This window comes from Flavobacterium sangjuense (genome assembly GCF_004797125.1).
Lineage (GTDB): Bacteria > Bacteroidota > Bacteroidia > Flavobacteriales > Flavobacteriaceae > Flavobacterium > Flavobacterium sangjuense.
Map to the genome: position 1 here is coordinate 2,445,622 of NZ_CP038810.1, position 21,502 is coordinate 2,467,123.

The 21,502-nt window shown below is 36.9% G+C and carries 18 protein-coding genes; 10 read left to right on the forward strand and 8 right to left on the reverse strand.

The genetic code is table 11. The features are described 5' to 3' along the window. Position 1 precedes the first annotated feature (1 nt). The 4 genes from guaC to glyA all read right to left on the reverse strand — a co-directional run bounded on the left by guaC (position 2) and on the right by glyA (position 5,818). Positions 2-1,042 carry a GMP reductase gene (gene guaC / locus GS03_RS10850; protein WP_136152565.1) on the reverse strand — a complete coding sequence of 347 codons (1,041 nt, stop codon included), beginning with the start codon at positions 1,040-1,042 and terminating at the stop codon, positions 2-4. Positions 1,043-1,280: 238 nt separating this feature from the next. Continuing rightward, positions 1,281-1,874, reverse strand: a complete 594-nt coding sequence (miaE, locus tag GS03_RS10855; protein ID WP_136152566.1) for a tRNA-(ms[2]io[6]A)-hydroxylase — start codon at positions 1,872-1,874, stop codon at positions 1,281-1,283. Positions 1,875-1,920: 46 nt separating this feature from the next. Beyond that, positions 1,921-4,368, reverse strand: coding sequence for an outer membrane beta-barrel family protein (locus GS03_RS10860; protein WP_136152567.1), 2,448 nt, complete (start codon positions 4,366-4,368; stop codon positions 1,921-1,923). 175 nt (positions 4,369-4,543) lie between these two features. Next, positions 4,544-5,818 carry a serine hydroxymethyltransferase gene (gene glyA, locus GS03_RS10865; RefSeq protein WP_136152568.1) on the reverse strand — a complete coding sequence of 425 codons (1,275 nt, stop codon included), beginning with the start codon at positions 5,816-5,818 and terminating at the stop codon, positions 4,544-4,546. 109 nt (positions 5,819-5,927) lie between these two features. On the opposite strand from glyA, the gene fahA reads away from it, so the two are divergent. The 8 genes from fahA (at position 5,928) to GS03_RS10905 (ending at position 13,979) form a co-directional block, all read left to right on the forward strand. Continuing rightward, positions 5,928-7,211, forward strand: coding sequence for a fumarylacetoacetase (gene fahA, locus GS03_RS10870; protein ID WP_136152569.1), 1,284 nt, complete (start codon positions 5,928-5,930; stop codon positions 7,209-7,211). Between the two features lies 1 nt (position 7,212). Beyond that, positions 7,213-7,728 (forward strand): hypothetical protein, encoded by a 516-nt coding sequence (locus GS03_RS10875; RefSeq protein ID WP_136152570.1) that lies wholly within the window; start codon positions 7,213-7,215, stop codon positions 7,726-7,728. Between the two features lie 21 nt (positions 7,729-7,749). Continuing rightward, complete coding sequence (gene gcvT / locus GS03_RS10880) at positions 7,750-8,832, forward strand: glycine cleavage system aminomethyltransferase GcvT (RefSeq protein WP_136152571.1); 1,083 nt, start codon at positions 7,750-7,752, stop codon at positions 8,830-8,832. A 6-nt stretch (positions 8,833-8,838) separates the two neighbouring features. Continuing rightward, a complete protein-coding gene (locus GS03_RS10885; protein ID WP_136152572.1) occupies positions 8,839-10,860 on the forward strand; it encodes a S41 family peptidase in 2,022 nt (673 codons plus the stop codon). A 90-nt stretch (positions 10,861-10,950) separates the two neighbouring features. Continuing rightward, positions 10,951-11,661, forward strand: a complete 711-nt coding sequence (locus tag GS03_RS10890; protein WP_136152573.1) for a YebC/PmpR family DNA-binding transcriptional regulator — start codon at positions 10,951-10,953, stop codon at positions 11,659-11,661. A gap of 198 nt (positions 11,662-11,859) precedes the next feature. Continuing rightward, the gene (locus GS03_RS10895; RefSeq protein WP_136152574.1) at positions 11,860-12,999 is read left to right on the forward strand and encodes a pyridoxal phosphate-dependent aminotransferase; all 1,140 of its coding nucleotides are present in this window, start codon (positions 11,860-11,862) and stop codon (positions 12,997-12,999) included. A gap of 12 nt (positions 13,000-13,011) precedes the next feature. Next, a complete protein-coding gene (locus tag GS03_RS10900) occupies positions 13,012-13,500 on the forward strand; it encodes a hypothetical protein (protein WP_136152575.1) in 489 nt (162 codons plus the stop codon). Between the two features lie 59 nt (positions 13,501-13,559). Continuing rightward, complete coding sequence (locus GS03_RS10905) at positions 13,560-13,979, forward strand: hypothetical protein (protein ID WP_136152576.1); 420 nt, start codon at positions 13,560-13,562, stop codon at positions 13,977-13,979. 50 nt (positions 13,980-14,029) lie between these two features. Here GS03_RS10905 and GS03_RS10910 read toward each other — a convergent pair whose 3' ends face one another. The 3 genes from GS03_RS10910 to GS03_RS10920 form a co-directional block, all read right to left on the reverse strand. Next, the gene (locus GS03_RS10910) at positions 14,030-15,070 is read right to left on the reverse strand and encodes a PLP-dependent cysteine synthase family protein (RefSeq protein ID WP_136152577.1); all 1,041 of its coding nucleotides are present in this window, start codon (positions 15,068-15,070) and stop codon (positions 14,030-14,032) included. A 78-nt stretch (positions 15,071-15,148) separates the two neighbouring features. After that, positions 15,149-17,212: a S9 family peptidase gene (locus tag GS03_RS10915; protein WP_136152578.1), complete on the reverse strand. Its 2,064-nt coding sequence runs from the start codon at positions 17,210-17,212 to the stop codon at positions 15,149-15,151. A 98-nt stretch (positions 17,213-17,310) separates the two neighbouring features. Continuing rightward, the gene (locus tag GS03_RS10920) at positions 17,311-18,336 is read right to left on the reverse strand and encodes a threonine aldolase family protein (RefSeq protein WP_136152579.1); all 1,026 of its coding nucleotides are present in this window, start codon (positions 18,334-18,336) and stop codon (positions 17,311-17,313) included. A 182-nt stretch (positions 18,337-18,518) separates the two neighbouring features. Between GS03_RS10920 and prfB the strand changes: the two genes are divergently transcribed. Both prfB and lpxD read left to right on the forward strand, forming a co-directional pair. Continuing rightward, a protein-coding gene (prfB, locus tag GS03_RS10925) for a peptide chain release factor 2 (RefSeq protein WP_136152580.1) occupies positions 18,519-19,614 on the forward strand; the annotation gives its coding sequence in 2 pieces (ribosomal slippage) (positions 18,519-18,581 and positions 18,583-19,614; 1,095 coding nt in all). An 84-nt stretch (positions 19,615-19,698) separates the two neighbouring features. Further along, the gene (lpxD, locus tag GS03_RS10930) at positions 19,699-20,691 is read left to right on the forward strand and encodes a UDP-3-O-(3-hydroxymyristoyl)glucosamine N-acyltransferase (RefSeq protein WP_136152581.1); all 993 of its coding nucleotides are present in this window, start codon (positions 19,699-19,701) and stop codon (positions 20,689-20,691) included. Positions 20,692-21,029: 338 nt separating this feature from the next. Here the strand turns inward: lpxD and GS03_RS10935 are convergent, their stop codons facing one another. Then, a complete protein-coding gene (locus tag GS03_RS10935) occupies positions 21,030-21,389 on the reverse strand; it encodes a hypothetical protein (RefSeq protein WP_136152582.1) in 360 nt (119 codons plus the stop codon). Positions 21,390-21,502 lie beyond the last annotated feature (113 nt).

Below are 21,502 nucleotides of genomic sequence, written 5' to 3' on the forward strand. Positions count from 1 at the left end.
ATTACTTCGTAAACACTCTGTTTTCCTGTTCTATAACCCTGATAAACGTAGTTCGTTTGGTCAGTTCTTTAAGTTTTGCAGCGCCTACATAAGTACATGTACTTCTGATTCCACCCAAAATGTCCTGCAACGTTCCAATCACATCACCTTTAAATGGCACCTGAACCGTTTTTCCTTCACTGGCTCGATATTCCGCAACACCCCCAACGTGCTTTTTCATGGCCGTTTCCGAACTCATTCCGTAGAATTGCTTGAACTTTTCACCATTAATTTCCAATGTTTTTCCGCCACTCTCAGTGTGACCGGCTAACATTCCGCCAAGCATCACAAAATCGGCACTGGCACCAAAAGCTTTGGCAACATCACCCGGAGTGGAACAACCACCATCGCTGATAATATGTCCGCCAAGTCCATGAGCCGCATCGGCACATTCAATAATGGCAGAAAGCTGCGGATAACCAACACCCGTTTTTACTCTGGTCGTACAAACAGAACCCGGACCAATGCCTACTTTGACAATATCGGCACCTTCTAAAAGTAGCTCTTCAACCATTTCACCGGTAACAACGTTTCCTGCAATAATTACCTTATTAGGATATTCTTTTCGCGCCTGACGCAAGAATTGAACAAAGTGTTCCGAATAACCATTGGCAACATCAATACAAATAAATTTTAGCTGTGGATTGTGTTCAAATATTTCGGCAATTTTCTTGAAATCATTCTTTCCTGTTCCGGTGCTTACCGCAATATAATCGCTTATATCACTTGGAGCCGATTTTATAAAATCATTCCATTGCTGAACCGTATAATGCTTGTGAATGGCTGTAAAGAGTTTTTCTTTGGCTAAAGCCAATGCCATTTCAAAAGTACCAACAGTATCCATATTGGCAGCCATAATTGGAACTCCTGTCCAGGTAACAGTACTGTGCAGAAACTTAAATTCGCGTTCCAGACTCACTTGCGCTCTACTGTTTAAAGTGGAACGTTTCGGGCGAATCATCACATCTTTAAAGCCTAATTTTATATCGGTTTCAATTCTCATTTTGCTAAAATTGTATTAAGCCAAATATATAATTTAGAAAAATAAATTAGGTTTTTTTACAGAGAAAGTAATGAGGAATTTATTAACAGGTGGAAGATGGGAGATGGAAGTTGGAAGTTGGAAGAGTTTCACCAAAAATGCAAAATGTTGTCACTAGCCCCGATGGGAGCAAACTACCTCGTAGTGCGGACAGCGGGACAGCACGTCCTAAACAAGACAAACGTTGTGCTCCTAATTTTTAACCGTGAATGGTTTCTTTATTTCCGTAATTGGCAATGATTTGCGCTTCGAAAGCAATCCACTCGCGCCAACGTTTTTCAACATCAATGCCTTTGCCATATTTTCGGGCATAGGTTATAAAAGTAGTATAATGCCCGGCTTCGCTTTCCATCAGTTCTCTGTAGAATTTTGACAATTCTTCATCCTGAATGTTTTCGGATAGCACTTTAAAACGTTCACAACTTCTGGCTTCAATCATAGCCGAAAAAAGCAAACGCTCCACCAATCCCGAAACTCTGCTTCCGTTGTTGCTTCGTTTCATGTATTGCGCCAATTCGTTTACATAATCGTCTTTGCGCTCGCGACCGAGTTTCAAACCACGCTTTTTAATGATATCATGAACCTGTTCAAAATGATCTAATTCTTCTTTGGCCAAAGCCAATAAATCGGTAACCAAGTCTTCGTGCTCCGAGTTATTGGTAATAATGGTTATCGCATTCGTAGCCGCTTTTTGTTCGCACCACGCGTGATCCGTTAGAATTTCTTCAATGTTTTTCTCAACGATGTTTACCCATCTTGGATCGGTTGGTAATTCTAAACGCAATACTCCCATTATAAAGTAACTTAAAAATTAGACCCTAAAAATAAGCATTTTTAAATTATTCCTTCACCCTGTTTTTTTCGCTGTCGGCACCACTTGCATCGTGCTGATCTTTTGACTTGAATGCGTTTCCAAAACTATAGGTAAAGGTTAATGCTGCAAATCTGGTGTCAGCCTTGTTAACCCAATTGGCATCGGTCAATCTTAAGTTGTTGATTGTTCCGGTGTTGATTTGTCCATAAAAAATATCATTTGCCGAAAACCTAAGACTTCCTTTTCCTTGCAGGATTTTTTTCTTTACAGCCAATGTGATTCCACCTCTTGCACCGAGAACGAATTGAGTAGAAACAATGTCCGTATGATAATTACCTCCTATTTCGCCAGACCAATTCGGTGAAAAGGTAAATGAATTATTGGCTGAGAAATACCAGAACGTTCCTGAGGAATTTAAATCTTCTGTATACAATTTGCTGTTGAATCTTGAATAAGTGATTTCGTTATAAAAATTGGCTTTCCACCATTTAAAAAACGGAATGTCAGAAGTCATATTGAAACTGTAATTTTCGCTTTTACCTATATTTCCAGGGCGGCTGTAATAGATGCCGTCATTTATTTCGATAGTTTCAGCATTATCATCTTTGGACCTGCCATAACTTAATGTTGCCGAAAAATAACCTTTGTATCGATAAGACAACTCATAATTATAATGAAACGATGGATTTAAATAAGGGTTTCCAACATAATAGGTAAATCGGTCAAGCGGACTGATAAATGGATTCAAGTCCTGAAAATAAGGACGATTGATACGTTTTCCATAAGAAGCAACCAATTGATTATTTCCTATAGAATCTAATTTGTACTGCACATAAACCGTTGGAAAAAAGTTGGTATAACTTCTTTTGAATTGTGATGCCGGTCTTTCTGCATTCCCCAATTGATTTCCTTTGGAATACGTATTTTCCATACGAAGTCCGGTTTGGAAAGAAAATCGTTTATAGCTTGTATTGAAATTTACATAAGCCGCATTAATGATTTCGTCGTATCTGAAATGATTGCTCATATCATAATTCGGAGTCGGAACATCAGCAATCACATCCTTGTAATCGGCGATATTATCGGTCTTTGAAATGCTGACTTTGTAGCCAGCTTCAATAACACCATCATTTTTCAAAGGATGCGAATAATCGGTTTTGAAAGAATAAATATCAATATTGGCAGGTAAATGGCCAATTAATTCATTATGGTTACTAATGGAATTATCCGGTTGATATACCGTATTGTCAAATTTTTGACTGGAATCTGTAGTATATCTCAAATAATCAAAATCGGTAGTGAACTTTGTACCGATGCTGTCAATATCATACCTGTAATTCAGGTTAAATCCAATATTGTTGAACCTGCTTTTTTCCCGGTTTTTGGCAACGATTGTCGAATCTAAAACGGAATTGGCATCCGACAATCTACTGTTGACATCGCTGAGATTATTTCCCGAGCGGAAAGTTCCTGAAACTCCAACGCCGATAGTAGATTTCTCGCTAACATAATAATCCATACCTACTCTGCTGTTGACATTATTGCCTGTTCTTCCCATAATGCTGGTTTGGTCGAACAAACTTTTCGTAGTTCCATCTTCGTTTTTGAAGCGTCTGAAAATGTATAAATCATTTATTGAATTCTGATAGTTATAACCAAGATTTCCGAATACTCGGATTTTATCCTGCATATAATTCAAGTTAATTCCTTGCCTTGTCTGCATTCTTTTTCCAAGAGAAACCCTTGAAGTTGCGCTTCCGTTAAAACCTCTGGCTTTTGATTTTTTGGTAATGATGTTGATTATTCCGGCACCACCGGCAGCATCGTATTTTGCCGGAGGATTAGTCATTAATTCGATTTGGTTCAGTGTACTTGCAGGCAATGATTTCAGATAGGCTTCTAAATCGGCACCGGATAAATAGGTTGGTTTGTCATCTATAAACACCGCCACGCCGCTTTTTCCTTTAAAAGTTATGGTTCCGTTTTCGTCGACAATAATTCCTGGAGCTTTCTCCAAAACATCCATCGCATCGCCTCCAGATGTTGAAATCAGTGCATCTACATTCAAAACAGTTTTATCAATCTTGTTTTCTACAAAAGATTTCTTCTTTTGAACAACAACTTCCTTTAGCGAATTGGCTTCAGTTTTTTGCAAAAGGATTGCCGGCAAACTAATTACAGATTGCTCTTTTGAGATAGTAATAACTGGGCTTTGATATGGTTTGAATTTATCTTCCTCAATTACTACAAGATAATTTCCGTCGACAAGCCTATCAAATTGAAAACTTCCATCGGTTTCAGAAATTTGGGTTTTAGCAATTGAATTGTCTTTGGCATCAAGCAATGTCACTAAAACAGAGGCTGCTGGAGAATTTCCGGAATTGATTTTTCCATTTATGCTTCCCGTCTGGGCATTTAAAAAAGTAGTGAACAGGCAGATTAGTCCTGTGAGAAGAGTGAATTTGATTTTCATGATTTGGTTTTTTTATTCCGCTGCGCTCCATACAGTTCGGCTACGCCTCGGGTGATTGATGATTTTAATTAGTAGCATAGTTAGGATTTTTGTGACATAATTTTATTAAAAAAATCATAAAAAAAACCTGCTCTTAAAAAAGAACAGGCTTTATTATTTTATTGAAAACGGTTAACTAGTAAACAAAAATGGCTCTTTCGCTCATCATATCATTTACTTCGTCTGCGATTTCTTCTAATAATTCGTCGTTAGTTGCATTTGAAAGCACTCTGTCGATTAAATCAACTATAACTTCCATATCACTTTCTACCATTCCACGAGTGGTGATTGCCGGCGTTCCAACACGAATTCCGGAAGTTACAAATGGCGATTTATCATCAAACGGAACCATATTTTTATTCACTGTTATTTCTGCTTTGCCCAAAGCAATTTCGGCATCTTTACCTGAAATTCCTTTGTTGCGCAAATCAATCAACATCATGTGATTATCGGTTCCGCCAGAGATTAAATGATAGCCTCTTTTTACGAAGGCGGAAGCCATAGCCTTAGCGTTTTTCTGCACCTGCATCGCATAAGTGAAAAACTCATCTGATAAACATTCACCAAAAGCAACTGCTTTCGCCGCAATAATATGTTCTAACGGACCACCCTGATTTCCAGGGAAAACAGCCATGTCTAAAACGTGTGACATCATTCTGATTTCTCCTTTTGGAGTCGTTAATCCCCATGGATTTTCAAAATCTTTCCCCATCATAATGATTCCACCTCTTGGTCCACGCAACGTTTTGTGCGTTGTAGTTGTTACGATATGGCAATGTGGAATTGGATCACTCATCAAACCTTTAGCAATTAAACCCGCAGGATGCGAAATATCCGCTAATAAAAGTGCTCCAATGCTATCCGCAATTTCACGGAAACGTTTAAAATCCATATCGCGGGAATAAGCCGAAGCTCCGGCGATAATCATTTTTGGCATTTCTCTGGTTGCCACTTCCTGAATTTTATCGTAGTTCAAAACTCCTGTTTCCTGGTCAACACCATAAAAAACCGGACTGTATAATTTTCCAGAAAAGTTAACCGGAGAACCGTGTGTTAAATGTCCGCCATGCGATAAATCAAAACCTAGAATTTTATCACCAGGTTTTAAACAAGCTGCATAAACCGCCGTATTTGCCTGTGAACCCGAGTGCGGTTGCACATTTACATATTCGGCACCAAAAAGCTCTTTGGCTCTGTCGATAGCGATTTGCTCGATAATATCTACTACTTCGCAACCACCATAATATCTTCTGCCGGGATAACCTTCGGCATATTTATTTGTTAGTACCGAACCTGCCGCTTCCATTACCTGGTCGCTTACAAAGTTCTCTGATGCAATTAGTTCAATTCCGTGAATTTGTCTGTCTTGTTCCTCAAGGATAAGGTCAAAAATTTGTTTGTCGCGTTGCATTTGAAATTATTTCGATTAATTGTGCTCAAAATTACAAAAATGGTTTGGTAAATTAATAGGAAATGATATATTTGATTACTGAATTTTTCAACAATTTAAACAACACATCATGCCTTTAAATACAAACAATCCCAAACGAAAATCTTGGCTTACTGTCCCCAAAGACAGCGACTTCCCTATTCAGAATATTCCGTTTGGCGTTTTCTTAACCAAAGAAGATGTCATCACAATCGGAACACGAATTGGCGATTACGCTATCGATTTGGGTGCGTTACAGCAGTTGAACTATTTCGATGGGATTGATTTGACCGATGATATGTTCATGCAGGATACTTTGAACGATTTTATATCAGACGGTAAAAAAACCTGGCGTCAGGTACGCAACAGGATTAGTGATATTTTTGAACAGAATAACCCAACATTAAGAGATAATCAGGAGCATCGCGATATTGTTATTTTCAAAATGGAAGATGTTGAAATGCAACTTCCGGTTTTGATTGGCGATTACACCGATTTCTATTCGAGTAAAGAACATGCAACCAATGTAGGTAAAATGTTCCGTGACCCGGCGAATGCGTTATTGCCAAACTGGCTTCACATTCCTGTTGGTTATCATGGAAGAAGTTCGACCATAGTCCCGTCCGGAATTCCGGTACATCGTCCGATGGGACAAACATTACCTAATGGTGAAAGCACCCCGGTTTTTGGTCCGTCACGTTCCATCGATTTTGAATTGGAGACCGCTTTTATTACTACGGATGCTAATATTATGGGAGAAAATATTCCGATTAGCGAAGCCGAAGATTATATTTTCGGAATGGTATTATTAAACGATTGGAGTGCAAGAGATATGCAAAAATGGGAATATGTTCCGCTTGGACCATTCTTAGCCAAGAACTTTGCTTCCTCAATTTCTCCATGGATCGTAACGATGGATGCTTTGGAGCCTTTCCGTTGCAAAGGACCAAATCAGGAACCAATGCCACTTCCCTATTTACAACAAAAAGGAAAAAACGCTTTCGATATTAATTTAGAAGTATATATTGAGCCGGAAAATGTAGAACCAAGTTTGGTTTCTAAATCCAATTTTAAATATATGTATTGGTCGATGTCGCAGCAATTGGCGCATCATACTTCTAACGGTTGCCGAATCAATTCAGGCGATATGATGGGTTCCGGAACTATTTCAGGGCCAACTCCCGATAGTTTTGGCTCGATGCTCGAATTAACCTGGGGAGGAAAAAATCCAATCAAAATGAATGATGGCTCTGAACGTAAATTCATTAACGATAACGACACGGTAACTATGAAAGGTTTTTGTAAAAACAGTTCGGTACGAATTGGTTTTGGAGAAGTTTCAAATAAACTATTGCCCCCTTTCGTTAGAAAGTAAAGTGAAGAAAATAATCCTAATAGTAGTTCTCACTCTTTGCAGCAAATCAGTTTTTGCACAAAAACCTTGTGATAAAGACCCTATTTACAACCAGTTTGATTATTGGATTGGCGAATGGGAAGTGTACGATGTTAAAGGAAATGTGGCTGGTCACAGCAAAATATCTAAAATACTTGATAATTGTGTGGTGCTTGAAGAATGGACATCAAACGGCGCACAACAGGGATTGACATTTACCGGAAAAAGTTTCAACTCTTATAATGCTGCTACCAAACAATGGCAGCAAAACTGGGTTGATAATACCGGTGGAAGTAATGAATACCTAACAGGTTATTTTAAAAATAATGCCATGCATTTCAAAAGCAGGCCTTTTACCTATAACGGAAAGACGTCTGTTAGAACCATTACTTTTTTCAAATTAGCAGATGGAAAAGTCCGTCAACTTGGAGAAATATCAAACGATGAAGAAAAAACCTGGACGACAGAATATGATTTAGAATATCGTCCAAAAAAATAAATAAGCAACACACTAATTATAATGAAGAATACAGCGTTAACTCACGTACACGAAAGTTTAGGAGCGAAAATGGTACCGTTTGCAGGTTACAATATGCCGGTGCAATATGAAGGCGTAAATGCCGAACACGAAACAGTCAGAAATGGCGTAGGCGTTTTTGATGTGTCGCATATGGGCGAATTTTTGCTTAGTGGTGAAAATGCTTTGGCTTTAATCCAAAAAGTAACTTCCAACGATGCTTCGGTGTTGGAAATTGGTCGCGCACAATATTCCTGTTTGCCAAATAATGACGGTGGAATTGTAGATGATTTAATCGTTTACCGAATGAAAGAAGACCAATATTTATTGGTTGTAAATGCTTCTAATATCGACAAAGACTGGGATTGGATTTCGTCGCACAACAATTTAGGTGTGGATATGAAAAACATTTCAGAAGATTATTCTTTGCTTGCGATTCAAGGTCCAAAAGCAGTTGAAGCCATGCAATCTTTGACTTCTATAGATTTATCAGCGATTAAATATTACCATTTTGAAGTGGCAGATTTCGCCGGAATTGAACATGTGATTATTTCGGCTACAGGTTACACCGGTTCGGGTGGATTTGAAATTTACTGCAAAAACTCCGATGTAGAGCAAGTTTGGAATAAAGTTTTCGAAGCGGGAAAAGCCTTCGGAATCAAACCTGTTGGATTGGCAGCACGTGATACCTTGCGTTTGGAAATGGGTTTTTGTTTATACGGAAACGATATCAATGATACGACTTCACCATTAGAAGCCGGTTTGGGTTGGATTACCAAATTCACCAAAGACTTTACCAATTCTGAAAATCTGAAAAAACAAAAAGAAGCCGGAGTTACCAAAAAGCTGGTTGGTTTTGAATTAACCGAACGAGGCATTCCGCGTCACGATTATGAAATTGTGGATGCTGATGGAAATAACATTGGAATCGTAACATCGGGAACTATGGCACCATCTTTGGGTAAAGGAATCGGAATGGGTTATGTAAAAACCGAATTCTCGGCGGTTGATAGTGACATTTTTATCCAAATCAGAAATAACAAAGTCGCTGCCAAAGTGGTAAAACTGCCTTTCTATAAAAAATAATGCTGTGTGAAAAAACTTTTGCAATTAGTACTGTTGCTTCCTCTTCTGGCTTTAAGCCAAAAAGAGAAAAATCCTTGTGAGACTTTAGCAAGTATTAATGCACTAATTCAAGAGAATCATTATAGCCCAAAGCCAATTGACGATAGTTTATCTGTTTATGCTTTCAAAACTTTTTTAAGTCGGCTTGACGAAGAAAACAGATTGTTCATTGCTCCAGAAATTAACGAATTAAAGAAACACGAATACCAGATTGATGATTATATCAATGGGCATGATTGTGCTTTTCTTCATGATTTTTACGCTGCATATTCTAAATCCATCGCACGTTATTCGGCAATTATTGCTTCTTTAAAAAACGAAGATTTTCCACTTTCGAGCGATGAAAAAGTTGTTTTCTCCAGAAAAGCATTTCCGTATGCAAACGATGAAGCCGAATTAAAGCGCTTGTATAAAAAAAGAATACTGTTCAATGTATTGCGCGAAGTTGCAGAATTAAGCACCAATAAAGATTCATTGACAGCTAATTTTGAAGCGCTTGCCATTTCTAACAAAAAGAAAGTCTTTGACCGATACGAATGTAAAACGGAAAGTTACCAAATGTCAGAAACTGAATTTAATGCGGCATTTTATTCTGTTTTCTGCTCCTATTTTGATCCGCATACCGAATATTTTTCAGAAAACGATAAATCGGAATTTTTCTCAACCGTCAGTTCCGACAATCTGACTTTTGGACTCTATGTTTCCTTATCTGAAAAAGATGAATTGACTGTTGACGATATTATTCCCGGAAGTTCAGCCTATTTTACTAATAAAATAAGTGTTGGTGACCAATTATTAAAAATCAAGTATAAGAAAACCGAGTACGAAACTGCTTGTGCTTCGATGAAAAAAATTGATGAAATCATCACTTCCAAAGAGTATAAAACGGCCATTTTTACTTTCAGAAAAAAAAGCGGTGAAATATACAGCGTTCGATTAGTAAAAAAAATTCTGAAAGATTACCAAAACAATGTCTATAGTTTCAGACTAAAAACGGACAATGCAACGTTTGGTTATATCAAAATCCCGAGCTTTTATTCCACCTTTGAAAATGGGAAATCGAGTATTACGGTTGATGTTGCGAATGAAATATACAAATTAGAAGATGAGCAAATCAATGGATTAATTATCGATGTTGAGAATAATGGAGGCGGTTCGATGGAAGAAGCTGTACGACTTTCGGGTTTATTTATAAACGATGGACCATTGGCAATCATGAATAATAATAAAAACAATAAAGAAGTCATTCCGGATTCAATTCTTGGAACTCTTTATAATGGTCCAATGGTAATAATGATTAATGGATTTTCAGCTTCGGCAAGCGAATTTTTCACCAATGCCATGCAGGATTACAATCGGGCGATTGTCATTGGAAATAAATCATTAGGAAAAGCCACCATGCAGCGCATCTTTCCAATAAATGAAAACAACGATGAGTTTCTGAAATTAACCTTAGAAAAATTCTACAGACTAACAGGGAAAAGCAATCAATACGATGGCATTACGCCTGATGTTGAAATTCCGTTATTGTTTGACAAGCAAATGCCAAGAGAAAACAGTTATGATACGGCACTTAAAAATGATGAAATACATGGCTTAAAATACAATCATATTGAGAATCTTATTTATGCCGATGCGATTGCAGCCAGTAAAAAAAGAATAACCGAAAACACTGATGCGATTGAAATAGAAGATCTTAACACCAAAATAAATCCTTTGTATGATGCTGATTTGCCACCTGTAGTTTTGCAATTCAGTGCTGTTTTTGACAATGTAAACCAAATTAATTCACTTTGGAAAGAGATTAAAAAAGAAACTGAAAAAGTGTATCCAATAACGGTTGAATTAAATGCTGCCGATATCAAGATTCAGAAAAAGGATGATTTTATGCAAACCAACACTACCGAAAGAATAAAAAATATTAGACAAAATTTTCATATACTGGAAGCGACTAATATTTTGTATGACGTAAATAATTTAAAACCGTAAAGCAATAATTTGGTTAACAAAATGAATTTGCAATAACCGAATAATACCTTATTTTTGCACTCAATTTTAGCATAAAAAAACAGCTTAGTAATGGGAAGAGCATTCGAATTTAGAAAAGGAAGAAAAATGAAACGTTGGTCAGCCATGGCCAAAGCGTTTACACGTATAGGAAAAGATATAGTAATGGCGGTGAAAGAAGGCGGACCAAATCCGGAAGCCAACTCACGTTTGCGTGCCGTTATACAAAATGCAAAATCGGCAAACATGCCGAAAGAAAACGTGGAACGTGCGATTAAAAAAGCAACCGATAAAGATACAGCCAACTACAAAGAGCAGCTTTTTGAAGGTTATGCACCACATGGGATTGCGCTTTTAATTGAAACCGCAACTGACAACAACAACAGAACTGTTGCCAACATCAGAAGTTATTTCAACAAATGCAATGGTACGATGGGAACACAAGGTTCGGTGGAATTTATGTTTGACCATACCTGTAATTTCCGTATTCCGAATAACAATATCGACATTGAAGAATTAGAATTAGAATTCATCGATTTTGGTGCCGAAGAAATCTTTGCTGACGAAGACGGAATCTTAATCTATGCGCCTTTCGGAAGTTTTGGAGCCATCCAAAAAGAATTGGAAAGCCGTGGCATTGAAATCTTATCTTCAGGATTTGAAAGAATTCCACAGATTACCAAAAAACTAACCGAAGCTGAAATGGCTGACGTAGAAAAACTAATCGAGAAAATTGAAGAAGATGATGACGTGATGAACGTGTATCATACGATGGAAGAATAGATTTTTAAATTATTAGATATAGAAAACGCTGGGCTTTGCCTGGCGTTTTTTTTTGTAGGGAAAATTTTGGTACTTTTACTTTAGACTATCGTTCCTTGCAAATGGAAGTTGTGTCTATTTATAAGTTAGCAGACAATTTTAACACTTCGCGGTTGTAACAAACTATTTTTTTAAAGACTTGTTAAAGAAAAAGAAAATATGGAAACGAGCAGAAGACTTTGGCTGAAAAAAATCGGAATTGGAGTAGCTGGTATTGGACTTACAAACTTCAATTCATTTGCTTCTCCTCTTGTGTCAGAAAATTTAATTACTAGTTTTGAGACTGATACTAACTTAATTTTTTTACGTTCAAATGAAAACCCTTATGGTCCATCTCCATTAGCAAGGAAAGCGTTTGTAGACAATGCGAATATTAGTAACCGATATAATTGGGATGTTGCGACACAACTGATTTCTGACCTTGCAAAAAAAAACAGTGTTAAAGACGAAAACATATTGTTGGGAGCTGGTTCAACTGAAATTTTAGATTTGGTTGCAAAATTTGTATCACTTGGCAAAGGACACGAACCGAAGGTGACTGGCAGCGCAAATTATGTAATAGCAGACCCAAGCTATGATTATTGGACAGTTACATTAGATAATTTAGGTTTAACGAAAAATAAAGTACCTCTAACTACTGATAAGAAAATTAATTTACAAGCAATGCAGGAAGCTGTAAATAATGACACAAAACTTGTGTACATCTGCAATCCAAACAACCCGACAGGAACAATTTGTGAAAGAGAAGCATTGGTAGAATTTGTAACCAAGATTTCACAAAATACAATTGTATTAATTGATGAGGCATATTTGGACTTTACTAAACAGCAATCCCTTAGCAATATCGTAAATGACAAAAAAAATATTATTATCGTCAAAACATTTTCCAAAATGTATGGTTTGGCTGGAGCACGGATTGGATATGCAATTGCGGACAAAACAATAATTGATAATTTGACAAATTTGCAATCCAATACAAATAATAGCGTTAGTGTATTATCAAAACTTGCTGCTATAGCTTCGTTGAAGGATGATAAATTTGTTTCAAATTGCTACTTGCTAAATGAAAATGTAAGACAATATACTATCAGCGAACTCAAAAAATTAAATTGTGAGTGCATTTCTTCTAATACAAATTTTATCTATTTTTCACTTTCCAACTACAACAAGGACTATTTCAAACTATTGGAAAACAATAATATTGAAGGAGGAAGAATATATGAAGAGCAAGGTAAATGGACAAGAATTACAATAGGAAAGATGGACGAAATGAAAAAATTTATTCAAGCAATACAATAACAAAAAGATAAAATGGGACATTACAAAGCAAATTCAACCAACTCAAGAGAATTTAGTTTGACCATGAATAATAGCAATATTGGTGAACTAAAATATTCAAAATGGTATTCTTTTAAAGCGGATATACTTTTGGCTGACAATTCAATTTACCAACTCGAGCCTAAAGGTTTTTGGGATTCGAAAATTGAACTGAAAAAAGACGACAAAGTCTTGCTGTATTTTGAAATGGGTTGGAAAGGAATTGTAATTCATTTCAATGACAGTGATAAAAAATACCTGCTGCGATTAAAAAGTTTATGGAGTAGCAACTACATTCTTATTGACACCGACGAAAAAGAACTGCTTGCGGTTGAAACCGATTTCAAATGGTCAAAATTAACCTTTGACTTCAATATTGAAACGTCAAACGAGTTTGACAATTTTGAAAACAAAGAAGTACTGTTGTTAACGACCTTACATTGTATAAATTACTATATGGCATTTGTCAACTCTACGGTTTAATTTTCCCGAGCGGTTTTAGTTAGGAATTTTGTACCTTAGTCTTCATAAAATCACAAGCTATGAAACATCTAATTTATTTAACGATACTATTTTTAGCAACAACTACACTAAGCGCACAGGAAATCAAATTAAATGAAAGCATTGTCTATGTTGGTGACAAACCGGCTTTCAGCTTTGCCAAAAAATCATTTAACAACGAATTGTATGTTTATAAACTAAACACGAAGGAAGTATTGGTGCATATGCTGGTGGACACCAACGGTACAGAAATCAAACAGGATGACGGCAAGAAGCTGGTTTTTGAACAACAAAAAGTTACTATTCAATCTAAAAACTTCCGCACCCGAAAATGGGAATTCCTGATTGCATTGCTAATCGAGGAAAAAGTAATTGACCTGAATGGTGACATTAACCTTGACAATCTAAACCGATTCAAGGCAAAATATGATGACAACGACGTGAACAAAACCATGCGATAAAACAAAAACCTCCGAGAATCTCGGAGGTTTTTTTATATCTGATAAGTAGATTACTTAATAAACTCAACTTTCTGAACTTCTTCAGCGTTGATGCTGTCAAAGAAACCTTGTTCATTCATCCAGTCATCGCTAAATACTTTGCTCATATAACGAGAACCATGATCAGGGAAGATTGCGATAACATTGCTCTCTTCTGTAAATTCTCCTTCTTCTGCGTATTGTTTGATAGCCTGCATCACCGCACCAGAAGTGTAACCAACAAATAAACCTTCTTTTTTAGCTATTTCTCTTGTAGTGTGTGCACTTTCTTCATCCGTAACTTTCATGAAATGATCAATCAAGTCGAAATCAGTAGCAGTTGGAATAAGGTTTTTACCCAATCCTTCTATTCTGTATGGATAGATTTCATCAGCGTCAAACTCTTTGGTTTCGTGGTATTTTTTCAACACCGAACCAAAAGCATCAACACCTAAAATTCTAATATTTGGATTCTTTTCTTTTAAATATTTGGCTGCGCCTGAGATTGTTCCACCTGTTCCGCTACACGCAATTAAGTGTGTAATTTTTCCGTTGGTTTGTTCCCAAATTTCAGGACCTGTAGATTTGTAATGCGCGTCAATATTCAATTGGTTGAAATACTGATTGATATAAATAGAACCTTTAGTTTCTTCGTGCAAACGCTTAGCAACATTGTAGTAAGAACGCTCGTCATCAGCAGAAACGTGAGCCGGACAAACATATACTTTAGCGCCTAAACTACGCAACATATCAATTTTATCTTTGGAAGATTTTGAACTAACCGCTAAAATGCAGTTATATCCTTTGATGATACTTACCATTGCCAAACTAAAACCGGTATTTCCTGATGTAGTTTCAATGATAGTGTCGCCAGGAGAAAGAATTCCTTGTCTTTCAGCTTCTTCTATAATATATAATGCAATTCTGTCTTTGGTGGAGTGTCCAGGGTTGAAAGCTTCAACCTTAGCGTAAAAATTTCCTGGTAAAGATTCGGTGATTTTGTTAAGCCTAATTAAAGGAGTATTCCCTATCAGACCTAATACATTATCGTGTGCTTTTATATCTTGTTTCATAAATAAACTAGTCAAGGCATATTATGAAGCCAAATTTACGGACTTCTAAACTTTGCAAATTTAATAAAATATTTTAAACTATTTTTTTATTCCTTCTAAATCTAACAAAAAACTGTATTCTTTGGCTATTTCCTTAATGGCTTCAAACCTTCCCGATGCGCCACCATGTCCTGCATCCATGTTGGTATCCAAATATAATTGATTATTATTTGTTTTCAAAATGCGTAGTTTGGCAACCCATTTCGCTGGTTCCCAATACTGTACCTGTGAATCGTGCAAACCTGTAGAAATATACAAGTTTGGATAGGCTTGCGCCACAACATTATCATAAGGCGAATACGAAAGCATATAATTATAATATTTTTTAACATTTGGATTTCCCCATTCGTCATATTCTCCGGTTGTTAATGGTATCGTTTCGTCCAACATCGTCGTAACAACATCCACAAATGGCACTTGCGCGACGACCCCTTTATACAAATTTGGTGCCATGTTAATAATTGCTCCCATCAAAAGTCCACCAGCTGAACCACCTTCAGCATATAAATGTTCAGTTGAAGTATACTTTTCATCAATCACAAATTGGGAACAATCGATAAAATCGGTAAACGTATTTTTCTTTTTTAACAACTTTCCGTTTTCATACCATTCTCTTCCCAAATCTTCCCCGCCACGAATATGAGCAATCGCATAAATAAATCCGCGGTCTAACAAACTCAATCGCACCGATGAAAAATGGCAATCCATAGTCACGCCATACGAACCATAAGCATATAACAATAACGGATTATTACCGTTTTTAGTATTCTCTTTTCGATAAACCATCGAGATTGGCACTTTGGTTCCGTCTTTGGCGGTGGCCCAAATACGTTCTTCTTTGTAATTGTTTTTATCAAACTTTCCACCCAAAACTTCCTGCTCTTTCAGTACGTTTTTTTCTTTGGTTTTCATATTGAAATCAATCACAGAAGCCGGAGTTGCCAACGATTGATAACCATAACGAAGTATTTCGGTGTCAAAATCGAGATTGGTTGTTGTATACGCCATATAAGTTTCGCTGTCAAAAGGCAAATAATATTCCCCTTTCCCACTCCAAGGCATAATCCGAATGTGATTCAAACCATTGAAACGCTCCGTCACAACCAGATAATCTTTAAAAATATCAATGTCTTCGAGCAAAACATCATCGCGATGCGCGATAACATCAACCCAATTTTCCTTTGAAGTCGCTTCTTCGGGTGTTTTCATCAGCTTGAAATTGGTTGCCTTGTCCTTATTGGTTACAATATAAAAATGATCTCCAAAATGCGACATCGAATATTCCAAGCCACGTGTTCGTTTCTGAAACACTTTGAATTTAGCATCCGGCGTAGCCGATAAAACCGTTTGGTATTCGGTTGTCAATGTGCTGCTCGAATTGATAATCAAATATCTCTTCGACTTCGATTTATAAACCGAAACATCAAAAGTTTCATCTTTTTCAAAATAAACTAAAGTGTCTTTATCGGCGGCAGTTCCGATTTTATGCTTGTAAATTTTATCCGCACGAAGCGTTACTTCATCCTTTCGGGAATAAAACAACGTCTTGTTATCACTTGCCCAAGTTGAACCACCAGTGGTGTTCTCTAATTTCACCGCAAGGATTTCTCCTGAAACCAAATTCTTAACCTGAATCGTATATTGTCTTCTCGAAACCGTATCAATTCCAAAAGCTGCCATCGTATTGTCTTCGCTTATACTCAACCCTGATAAGTTGAAATAGGTGTGACCTTTCGCCATTTCATTGCAGTCAAACAGGATTTCTTCTTTGGCTTCGAGACTTCCTTTTTTGCGTGAATGAATTGGATAATCTTTGCCTTTTTCAAAACGCGTAATGTAATAATAACCATTGTAGAAATAAGGAACCGACTCGTCATCTTCCTTGATTCTGGCTTTCATTTCTTCGAATAAATCCTTTTGAAATTCCTTGGTATGCGCCGTTGATTGCTGGTAATAATCGTTCTCCCGATTGAGATAATCAATCACTTCCGGATTTTCTCTTTGGTTTAACCAATAATAATTATCAGTACGGACATGACCGTGCTTTTCCAGAGTGTGTGGAATTATTTTGGCTACTGGTATTTGAAGTATGGTTTCAGGCATTTACAGTCTTTTTGTAGATACAAAAATAAGTATTATGCCTGCATAAGTTTTAGATGTTGCAGGAAGTTATACACTTAGAAATTAACAAGTTTTGAAACTTAAAAATTGATCTTCTCCAAAGTTTCCAAAACATATTCATGCATCACCTGACGGTAATCAAGATGGGTAACGATTCTTAACTTTCCTTTCGACATTATACTGATTGAAATTCCTTTTTGCTTTAGCTTTTCAATGACTATCTTATCCTCAATATGTGGTTGTGGTGAAAAGATAACAATATTCGTTTCTACAGGTTCAACAACAGCAACCCACGAACATTGTTCGAGTTGTGTTCCTAATTCTTTTGCCCTGCGATGATCTTCTTCTAACCTGTTGATGTTGTTTTGTAGTGCGTAAATTCCGGCTGCTGCCAAATAACCCGACTGTCTTAAGTTGCCACCAAATATTTTTCGGATACGCAAAGCGCGGTGCATCGTTTCAGCATCGGAAAGTAAAACAGACCCAATTGGTGCTCCTAATCCTTTAGAAAAACAAACTGAAATGGTATCGAATAATTGTCCAAATTGTTTGGGTTGCTGTTTTTTGGCAATCATGGCATTCCATAAACGTGCACCATCTAAATGATATTTCAAATTATGGTCAACACAAACTTGCTTTATTTTTTGGAGTTCTTCAATTTCATAACAAGCACCACCACCTTTGTTCGTTGTGTTTTCAATCCCAACCATTTTAGATAAAGGCACGTGATAAAACTCAGGATCATTGATGCCTTCTTTTACTTGCGCTGCGGTAATCATTCCGCGATTTCCATCCAATAAATTAAAATTCACACCACTATTGGCAGAAGCGCCGCCCGATTCATACAAATGAATATGCGACCATTTATCGCAAATAATCTGGTCACCCGGATTGGTATTTAACTTAATCGCGGTTTGGTTTGCCATAGTGCCTGTTGGAAAAAACAAGGCGGCTTCCATCCCGAATAAATCGGCGACCATTTTTTCAAAAGCATTTACGGTTGGATCTTGTTTGAAAACATCATCACCTACTTTGGCATTAAACATTGCCTGAAGCATTTCGGGTGTTGGTTTGGTTACGGTATCGCTGATTAAATTTATTTCCATTTAAAGAATATTAGTCTATTTTTGTGGTGGATTCTAGCCCCGATAGCAGTGGAAATCCTTTTTAATTTGTCATACTGAGCTTGTCGAAGTATAAATTAAAAAGATTGAAACGGATAGCGGGAATAGCTCCTGAAATAAATTCAGGATAAATCCAATAATAAAAACACAAAACTACATTATTTATGACAAATACCGAACAAATTAAAGGTATTGTGGAGCGCCTTGGTGCGTTGAGGAGGTATCTTTGACATTGATGCCAAACTTATAGAAATCACTAACGAAGAAGAAAAAACTTTTGCGCCCGACTTTTGGAACAACCCAAAGGAGGCTGAAGCTATTGTTCAAAACTTGAGATCCAAGAAAAAATGGGTTGAAGATTTTGAAAAGGGCAATGCCATGGCAGAAGAACTTCAGATTATTTACGAATTTTTCAAAGATGGCGATGCTTCCGAAGAAGAACTCGATGAACAATACGAACTGACTAACACACATATTGAGAATTTAGAGTTCCGAAACATGCTTTCTGATGAAGGCGACAGTTTGAGTGCTGTGCTCCAAATTACGGCTGGAGCAGGCGGAACCGAAAGTTGCGATTGGGCATCCATGCTAATGCGAATGTATATGATGTGGGGCGAAAAAGAAGGTTATAAAATCAAAGAGCTCAACTTTCAGGAAGGCGATGTTGCGGGTATAAAAACGGTGACTTTAGAATTTGAAGGCGAATACTCTTTTGGTTATTTAAAAGGCGAAAACGGTGTACATCGTTTGGTGCGAATTTCTCCTTTTGACAGCAATGCCAAACGTCATACTTCTTTTGCGTCTGTTTATGTATATCCATTGGTTGATGACAGCATTGAAATTGATATCAATCCTGCCGATATTGAAATTACAACTTCGCGATCAAGTGGTGCCGGTGGACAAAATGTAAATAAGGTTGAAACCAAAGTTCAATTGGTTCACAAACCAACCGGAATTCAGATTCAATGTTCGGAAACACGTTCGCAACAAGACAACAGGCAACGGGCAATGCAAATGTTACGTTCGCAGTTGTATGAAATTGAACTCAAAAAACAGCAGGCACAACGCGCCGATATCGAAGCCGGAAAAATGAAAATTGAATGGGGTTCGCAAATCAGAAACTATGTGATGCAACCCTATAAATTGGTCAAAGATGTGCGTACCGGCTATGAAACCAGCGATGTTGATGGCGTTATGAATGGCAATATTGATAAATTTTTGAAAGCCTATCTGATGATGATGGGACAAAAGGAAGAATGAAATTCGCAATTATTTAGGTTAATATTATAGGATTTTCAAATTCATTTGCCTTAATTTGAGAAATAATCAAAATACAACGCAAATATGAGTTCCTATTCAATTCAAGAAATTAATGACATTTTACATGGCGAGATTGTTGGTACAACAGCTTGTAAAATAACAGCACCGGAACAACTGGAAGCTGCTTCTGAAACCGAAATTTCTTTTATTGGAAGCAAAAAATACGAAAAGTATTGGGGAAATTCCAAAGCTTGTGTGGCGGTAGTGAATCAGGATATTTCGATTGAACCCGGTGAAAATCGGGCTTTTATAAAAGTAAAAAATGCCGATTTGGCGATGTCACAAGTCTTGGAACTCTTTACTCCTGCTGACCCAGTTTTTGAAGTTGACATTCATCCGACAGCAATAATAGATAAATCGGCCACTATAGGAAACGGAACTAAAATTGGAGCCGGAACTTACATTGGACCAAATGTTTCCATCGGAGATAATGTTACCATATATCCAAATGTTACAATTCTTGACGAATGCAGCATTGGAAAAAACACTACTATTTGGTCCGGAACTGTAATTCGTGAGCGTTGTCATATTGGAGCGTATTGCATTTTACATCCTAATTGCACCATTGGTGCTGATGGTTTTGGATTTAGACCTTGCCCGGAAAAAGGCTTGGTAAAAATTCCGCACATTGGAAATGTTATCATTGGAAACGCGGTAGAAATTGGAGCTAACTCTTGTGTTGACAGAGGAAAATTCAGTTCGACTGTAGTTGGTGATGGCTGCAAGATTGATAATTTGGTACAAATCGGACACAATTCAAAACTTGGAAAATGCTGCATCATGGCAGGAAATTCAGGTTTGGCTGGTTCGGTAACTTTAGGAAATGGCGTAATAATTGGCGGAAGCGCTTCTATAAAAGACCATTTAACTATTGGCGATGGTGCCATTGTTGGTGCCGGTTCCGGAGTAGCAGCCGATGTTGAAGCCGGAAAAGTTGTCTTAGGTTATCCGGCTGTTGATGCCCGTGATGCACTTAAGCAATGGGCAATATTGAAAAGACTGGCAAATCCGAAATAGTTATGAATTATAAATTATGAGTTATGAATTGTAAAATCTCACGACGATTATTTTTTTTAAAATAACTTATAACTCATAATTCATAACTAATAATTAAGTTATATATTTGCATCGAGGATTCCGAAAGGAAGTTACACCTCACCGCACTAGTCGATCGCTCCAGATCGACTTTTGTATTTTTATATCATCCCTAAAGGGATTCTGATTTATTTTTAAACGATTGTCTACCCGTATTAAATCCCTAACAGGATTTTTTTTATTTTTAAATTAGCTAACAATAATTCCATTAGCAATAGAGGAGCAATATTTTCTATACGCAATTATCGGCTGTTTTTATATTAACACATCCAATAAATTTTCTTTTTAAAATTAATTTCACTTGGTCCATCAGTGCAACCTCCAATTTCTTCAAGTTTTGTGTCACTTTGTTTCTTACCAATTATCCATTTCCCGCTTTTATGTTTCAAAATTATTCCTTCATCAAGAATATCTCCTTTTTTAATATTTGAAAGATTTCCACCAACATAAATTACTTTCACTTTATTGCCATTTATTTCCACTCTACACTTTGTTGTGACTTTCAGATTAGGATGTTCCGCATGATGAATTGTATAGAAGTAAATTCCACTTTTTGGAATTTGACTGTGCGTAAAACTTGCAATTAGAAGAAAAACAAAAGTGAAAAAAATTTGTTTCATGGAACTCTATTTGAGATTTTTTGATTTATAAATTAGCTGCCCATAATTCCGTTAGGAATTTTATATGGGTAGATATGCAACAAGCAATCAAATGAAATCCCGTTAGGGATGAA